Annotated in this window: 6 protein-coding genes and 1 pseudogene; 1 reads left to right on the top strand and 6 read right to left on the bottom strand. The window is 37.8% G+C overall.

The genetic code is table 11. The annotated features are described in order from the left end of the window. The 5 genes from AC1D0Y_RS29195 to AC1D0Y_RS29175 form a co-directional block, all read right to left on the bottom strand. Positions 1-497, bottom strand: a 497-nt coding sequence (locus AC1D0Y_RS29195) for a GerAB/ArcD/ProY family transporter (protein ID WP_477708412.1), incomplete at its 3' end; no start/stop codon positions are given. A 279-nt stretch (positions 498-776) separates the two neighbouring features. Next, positions 777-1,874 carry a GerAB/ArcD/ProY family transporter gene (locus AC1D0Y_RS29190; RefSeq protein WP_477708411.1) on the bottom strand — a complete coding sequence of 366 codons (1,098 nt, stop codon included), beginning with the start codon at positions 1,872-1,874 and terminating at the stop codon, positions 777-779. 213 nt (positions 1,875-2,087) lie between these two features. Next, positions 2,088-3,188 carry a GerAB/ArcD/ProY family transporter gene (locus AC1D0Y_RS29185; protein ID WP_477708410.1) on the bottom strand — a complete coding sequence of 367 codons (1,101 nt, stop codon included), beginning with the start codon at positions 3,186-3,188 and terminating at the stop codon, positions 2,088-2,090. 25 nt (positions 3,189-3,213) lie between these two features. Then, the gene (locus AC1D0Y_RS29180; RefSeq protein ID WP_477708409.1) at positions 3,214-4,437 is read right to left on the bottom strand and encodes a Ger(x)C family spore germination protein; all 1,224 of its coding nucleotides are present in this window, start codon (positions 4,435-4,437) and stop codon (positions 3,214-3,216) included. Next, on the bottom strand, positions 4,427-6,049 hold the full coding sequence (locus AC1D0Y_RS29175; protein WP_477708408.1) for a spore germination protein: 1,623 nt from the start codon (positions 6,047-6,049) through the stop codon (positions 4,427-4,429). Before AC1D0Y_RS29175 ends, AC1D0Y_RS29180 begins: the two co-directional genes overlap by 11 nt. Positions 6,050-6,178: 129 nt before the next feature. Here AC1D0Y_RS29175 and AC1D0Y_RS29170 point away from each other — a divergent pair, with 129 nt between their 5' ends. After that, entirely contained in the window at positions 6,179-6,358 is a 180-nt protein-coding gene (locus AC1D0Y_RS29170) for a YczF family membrane protein (protein ID WP_477708407.1), read from the top strand. A gap of 18 nt (positions 6,359-6,376) precedes the next feature. Here AC1D0Y_RS29170 and AC1D0Y_RS29165 read toward each other — a convergent pair. Next, positions 6,377-6,627 (bottom strand): annotated as a pseudogene (locus tag AC1D0Y_RS29165) (hypothetical protein); the annotation flags it as partial.

Genomic DNA, 6,627 nt, shown 5'->3' with positions numbered 1-6,627 from the left:
TCAATTAAACCAGAACATACAATAAGAATGAATCCAGAAATGGCAAACAGGTAGATTAACATAAATAGAAGCTGACTAGATCTTGCCAAAACTTCGATTCCTTTACTAACGGTATAGATAACAACAAACATTAATAACGCATTGACAATAAATAAGGGAGTATCAGGATAGGCAAATGTCAATAACATGTCCCCAAAATCCCGAATGACTCTGGCAGCAAGGTTTGCAAAGTAGAAAATATAAAGAAATGAAAGGAAACGACCAATCCATTTCCCCATAATTTTTGGGATGAATTCTACAAGTAATAAGTCAGGGTAGTAACGATACAGTTGATAGTAGACTAAAAATAGGATACCTCCTCCTATCATTCCGAACATAATGGATAGCCAAGCATCTTGTTTCGCTTCTATAGCAACAGGGAGGAGAAAAGCACTTCCAAATTCAAACAGCATCATTAAGGTAAATAGTTGACTCCCACTAATTTTTGCTTTTTCCACTAGACAATTACCTCCTTATGATGGCTATCTTATTAACTAAAAGTTATTGGTTATTTGCTTTTTTAAATTTAAAGTATGCATATATACTTAATAGAATAGCTACCGTCATTATACAAGTAAGAGGAAATAGAATGGTATTAACAAAATGATCATAAAACCAAGTGTACATAAAAAATCACCTCACATATTCTAAATCTACATTGATAAGGACTAGCTTATAGAGGGGAAACGGATTGTACGAATCGCTTCATCTTCAGAAAAACGCTGCAAATAAACCTGTTACCTTCTCTGTTTCTTTCTGTTTTTTAGGAACGCCACAAGAAGAAGAGAAGGAATAATCACAAGGAGAGGGATTTGTAGAACAAACATTTCTACCCCTATCCCTTCATGGATATGTTCTTGAAAATTGCTAGAAATCATCATAGATATAAATAAAATGATGAGACCTATAGGGTAAGAAAGTTGTGAAGGTGATCTAATCTTAAATAAGTTGGCCGTTCCTATGACAGCCCCATAAAACAATATGCTTATTTTAAAGAAACCACCTATAACTAAAGCAAGCATAAAAAAAACATCAAGCCGTTCCAAAAAGTCAGCTACCTGGATGCTTTGTATGGTACTAAGAAGAGGGAACTGGGAACGTTCAGTCAAACCAACCCCAAGTACACTAATATTAATAAGCATGGTAATAGTCAAGTTGATACCTGTTAATCCCGTTGCACACAACATCGTCACTTTTGCCTTTTTGGGATTTTTCAAATAAGGCAAAATCATTGTAAACACAATGGCTTCTCCAAAAGGAAAATATAAGATCTGAGTATATACAGTTTTCAGGATAGGTAACAGTCCTTTTTCGAGTACGGGTTTTAAGTTCGTAATATCGATTAGGCCCGAGCATACGATCAGAATAAATCCAATGACCGCAAGTATATATATAAAGATGAAAAAGATCTCCCCTGATCGGGCGATTACTTCAATTCCTTTGTGAACCGTATACATAATGACAAGAATTAATAAAGCGCTGGCGATAAATAGAGGGGTATCCGGATAGGCAAAGGTTAACAACATTTCACCCATATCACGTAGAACCCTTGCTACATCATAGATAAAATAAAAGATATAAAGGAAAGCAACTACCTTTCCTATTGCTTTCCCTAGGATTTTTTGCATGTATTCCATAGGCAAGAGATTGGGATAATACGAATAAGGCTTATGGTAAATTAAAAATAGAATAAAACTGCTTACCATTCCAAGTAAAATAGCAAGCCAGGCATCCTGTTTTGCTTCCATAGCGATAGGTAGTAATAAAGAAGTGCCCAGTTCAAACAGAACCATCAAGATAAAGAGCTGGCTGGCACTAACTTTGGCTTTCTCCATTGAACTGGAACCTCCTTTTTAGTCTTATTCAAATTGATCTTTTACTCTCTTTAATCGTTTTTTAACCTTTTCATCACTTATACTTTTTTGGAAGTCGCCTAGAAACATCAGATCTGTTGTAAGGATAGTTCTAAGCTAGAAGTCTTCTCTTCATAGGTAAGGATTTTAACAATAACGCCAATATCCTATATGAAAATTAGCCATTCCAATCTGTTATCCTCCCTGTTTCTTTCTGTTTTTTAAGAAAGCTATAAGGAGAAGCAAAAGAGGGATAATGGTGAAGAGAGGCATTTGTAGAACTAATGGTATTATTTGAATTCCTTCATAGAGATGTTCTTGGAAATTGCTTGCAATGGTGATAGACATAAATAGAATGACTAGCCCCAAAGGATATGAAAGTCGTGAAGGTGATTTAATTTTAAATAAGTTAGCTGTTCCTATGACAGCTGCATAAAATAACACGTTAATTTTAAAGAAAATACCAATCACTAAAGCGAGCATAAAAAATACATCAAGTCGTTCTAAGAAATCAGCGACTTGAATAGCTTGTACCGTACTAAGAAGAGGGAACTGGGAACGTGCTGTCAAGTCTACGCCAAGCACGCTCACATTAATCATCATGGTAAGAGCTAGATTGATACCACTTAATCCGATTACACACAGTATGGTTACTTTTGCCTTCTTGGGATTTTTCAAATAGGGAAAAATCATTGTAAACGCAATTGCTTCAGTAAAAGGGAAATACAGTGTTTGAGTCACTGCCACTTTTAGGACTGGTAACAAGCCTTCTTCAAGCACAGGCTTTAAGCGTGTAACGTCGATTAAACCTGAAGAAACAATCAGAATAAATCCAACAATCGCCAGGGCATACATAAAAATAAACAGGAGCTCTCCTGATCGAGCAATAACCTCAATTCCTTGTCGAATGGTATAAATAATGACCAGCATTAATAAGGCATTCGCTATAAATAAAGGCGTATCAGCATAGGCAAAGGTTAACAACATCTCACCAAAATCACGTAGAACCCTTGAAGCATCATACATAAAGTAAAGAACATAGATAACGGCAAGTATCGTTCCAAGGACTTTTCCTAAGATCTTTTGCATGTACTCTGTAGGCAAGAGGTCGGGATAATAGGTATACAGTTTATGATAGACTAAAAATAGAACCAGGCTACCTAGCATGCCAAGCAGAATTGCCAACCAGGCATCCTGTTTGGCATCTATGGCAAGAGGTACCAATAAAGCACTGCCCAATTCAAACAGTTCCATTAAAATAAATAATTGAACTGCACTAATTTTAGCTTTTTCCATTCAATTGGTACCTCCATTCTTTTCATTAGTCATTCTCTTTCACTCCTGAAAGAAATGACTTATTTCGTAAACCTGCGCGGCGGACATATGCTTCGACAGTAATATCGACTTTTGATTTTGGAAAGTACACATCATTCCATTCGGATTTTATTTTTTTCCATTCACTTGGCCTCGAACGATGGATGACTTCGCCAAATCCAAAGATATCTGTTTTATCTTTTTGCCCACGTTCAATAGCTTTCTTCAGCTCTTTTTTAATTTCTTTCCTCACGGATTGTTCAATTTCTTTAATGACATTTGGATTGGTGATATCTACAGGGACATCCATTTCACCAATATCTCCCTCAACACGGGTATGAACGGAAATATGAGGTTGTCCATTCTTCATTTGAGCAGACAAACTTGTTTTTTGACGGACAGTTTGATAAGCAATGGCTTCTTTTCTCCCTCCCCAATTAATATTAATATCGGTGCCTTGAATTTTATCTAGAATCCATACCGTTCCTCTTGCTGTTTTTCCATACAGCCAATCCACTAACTTTCCTTGTTTTAAAACAGCAATTCCAGAAGATCGAAGCGTTGCTTCAGGCGCACTTTCTTGAAGGTTCTCTAACGTTCGTCCTTGCTTATGATCTCCAACCATACGAAATCCTCCTACAACGGCTTTTCCTCCAGGAGAGTCGAGCCCCATCATGACGTCTTGAAGTGATACTTTTACGTTTTCTCCCCATTTTCTTTCTGTGAATTCTAACGTTTTCAGCACTTTATTCGCTGGGATTTTATCAACGGGTGTTAATGTTTTGACCAGATTTGCTGCACTTGTATGATTTGCAATTACCATAGTGGCAGTAGCTCGAAAGTCCGGATCTCGATCAAAAGCATCTATCAAAACGTTTATCCCATCTTCTCTTGCTAACTTTTCACCAATAACTAGCAGATTCGTATGTGCATAATAYACACGTCGTGAAATCCTAGTTGAAGCTCGTCTACTTGCTTCAACTAAATTATCGCCAGAATCCCAATAGATGGTAACAGGTGGACTTTGTGTACTACCTCCGCCTACCAGTCCTCCAGCCACGTTTCCTGGATTAATAATTTGGAGCGTTACGGTATATCTCCCATCTTCCGTTTTGTCAACGCCCATGGCTGATACAATGGCCAGGTCGGTTAACTCTTTTTTACTCCAACAACTAGAGAGCAAGAGTGTCATCGTTGTCATCAATAAAAGAAGAACTCCTTTACGCTTCATTGTTGTCACCTTCTTCAAAGTCTCGGTTCACCATACCACGAGATGCGGGAGGATGAGGGCGTTGATTTTTCCCTTCTCGAATCGTATTTGCACTAATTAATCTCGGTCGTTGTCTTAATGTCCACCAGGGTAGTCGTACCACTGTATCTCCATTATTGACGGGTATAAATGGTGCGAATGGCGCCATATAGGGCACACCGAATGAGCGTAAACTGCATAAATGAACGACCATCATGAGAAGACAGAGGATAATGCCATAAAAACCAAATGAAGCTGCACCTAACATAAAGAAAAAACGAATTAAACGAGCCGAAATAGCCATATCAAAGGAAGGTGTAGCAAAGCTCGCAATTGCCGTTATAGAGACGATAATGACCATCGCTGGGGATACAATACTCGCCTGAACAGCTGCTTGTCCAATGACAAGAGCTCCAACAATGGAGACGGCCGAACCAATGGCTTTTGGCAATCGAATCCCTGCTTCGCGTAAAATTTCAAAGGTGATCTCCATGAGTAGAGCTTCCACGAATGCTGGAAAGGGGACGGATTCTCTCTGTGCAGCAATGGCTACAACAAGTGTTGTGGGTACCATCTCTTGATGGAAGGTCGTGACAGCAACATAGGTAGCAGGTGCAATAAGAGAAATCAGAAACATAGCAATKCGTAACAKACGAATCGATGTGGCAATGTCAAAACGGGCATAATAATCCTCAGCCGACTGGAAAAATTGGATGAATAAAGCYGGGGCAAYYAGTACAAAAGGAGTTCCATCAACGAAAATAGCAATGCGCCCTTCTAACAAATTKCCAGCCACTACATCAGGCCTTTCGGTATTATAAATAGTGGGAAAARRWGTCGCTGTTTGATCTTCAATMAGTTGYTCAATATAACCTGAYTCCAARATGCTATCAATATCAATTTTRTTTAAKCGCTGACGGATTTCTTGAAYGACTTGATCATTGGCAATCCCATGGATGTACATAAGCGTCACATCCGTATTGGTTGCACGACCTATCTTGAATGATTCTGTCCATAAATCAGGGGTCTTTATGATTCGGCGTACCATGGCTGTATTGGTCCCGATTGACTCTGTAAACGCTCCTTTTGGACCTCGTACCACCATTTGAGTATTCGATTCTGCAATCGAACGTATTTCTCCACCTTTGGTACTGGCGCTCAGTGCCTGATTTATTCCGTCAACTAGAACAAGAGTATCACCTGCCATTAAGGTTGAAAACAAGTCATTCCAGTTATGGATGTGTGATACGTTACCAATGGTCATCATATCGTCAGAAATCAGGTCTAACGCATTTTGCTTATTCAGTTTTGTTTTCTTATCATCTTTCATCATGGATTCCAGTAAGAATTCTTGAATCGATTGATTGTCTACAATACCCTCTACATAGATAATCGCTGTTTCTATATCGGAATTGCTTCCCATTTTTATCTGACGGATCACAACATCTGAACTCTTTCCCGTTTTTTGTTGAATCGTATCGAGATTGGATGATAAGGAATCTTGTATATGTTCTACTGAATTATCAATAGAGTTATTTTCACTCTGTTTCTGGCGAGTCTTTTTTAGTTTTCCATTTTTAAACAACGAAGGCATAGATTTGAGTCTCCTTCTTTATTTTCGGTTATTTTAACCACATATAGTTTTTTTATGTAATATTTAACAAATGTTTTTTGTATCATCCTATATGAAAAAGAAGAAGCTACTAAATGGAGCGTGTTAAATATGAAAGCCATAGGTATCGATATTTTTCAAGGATGTGATGTTTCTCAAGCATTATACAATGCAGTGAGTCCTTTTCGGGTAATGAAAGTTGCTGAATTATTTGTGCTCTCTTTTCCTCTTTTTTTTACGGAATCTGCCTATCTTTTTATAAAGAAAAGAGAGAGAAACAAGAGTCAATAAAGATAGTTGTCTACATTTTTAGTTGGCTTTCTGCACTTCTTGGCGTTTTATCCATTCTTTTACGTTATTCATTTGGGCATCGAAAGCCATCTGAAAGAGACCTGTGAGCTGACGATTATTGAAATGTTGACTTTTTATGTTGAGAAACGCCTCTTCATAGGATAGAAAATGGAGTTGGTTAAATAAGAAGTCATCCATTGCCTCTTGAATAGAGGCTTCATTTTTCCAACAATTCATAGGAACATTAGCAAATTGCCAGGGTTTAAAGG

It is taken from the genome of Priestia sp. P1_B12_1 (assembly GCF_056406695.1).
The sequence above is the reverse complement of the archived record's forward strand: the minus strand, read 5'-3'. Positions and strand labels throughout refer to the sequence as shown.

Coding starts and splice junctions, on each gene's coding strand:
- AC1D0Y_RS29190 (WP_477708411.1), bottom strand. CDS start 1,874: ATGGAGAAAGCCAAAGTTAGTGCCAGCCAGCTCTTTATCTTGATGGTT.
- AC1D0Y_RS29185 (WP_477708410.1), bottom strand. CDS start 3,188: ATGGAAAAAGCTAAAATTAGTGCAGTTCAATTATTTATTTTAATGGAA.
- AC1D0Y_RS29170 (WP_477708407.1), top strand. CDS start 6,179: ATGAAAGCCATAGGTATCGATATTTTTCAAGGATGTGATGTTTCTCAA.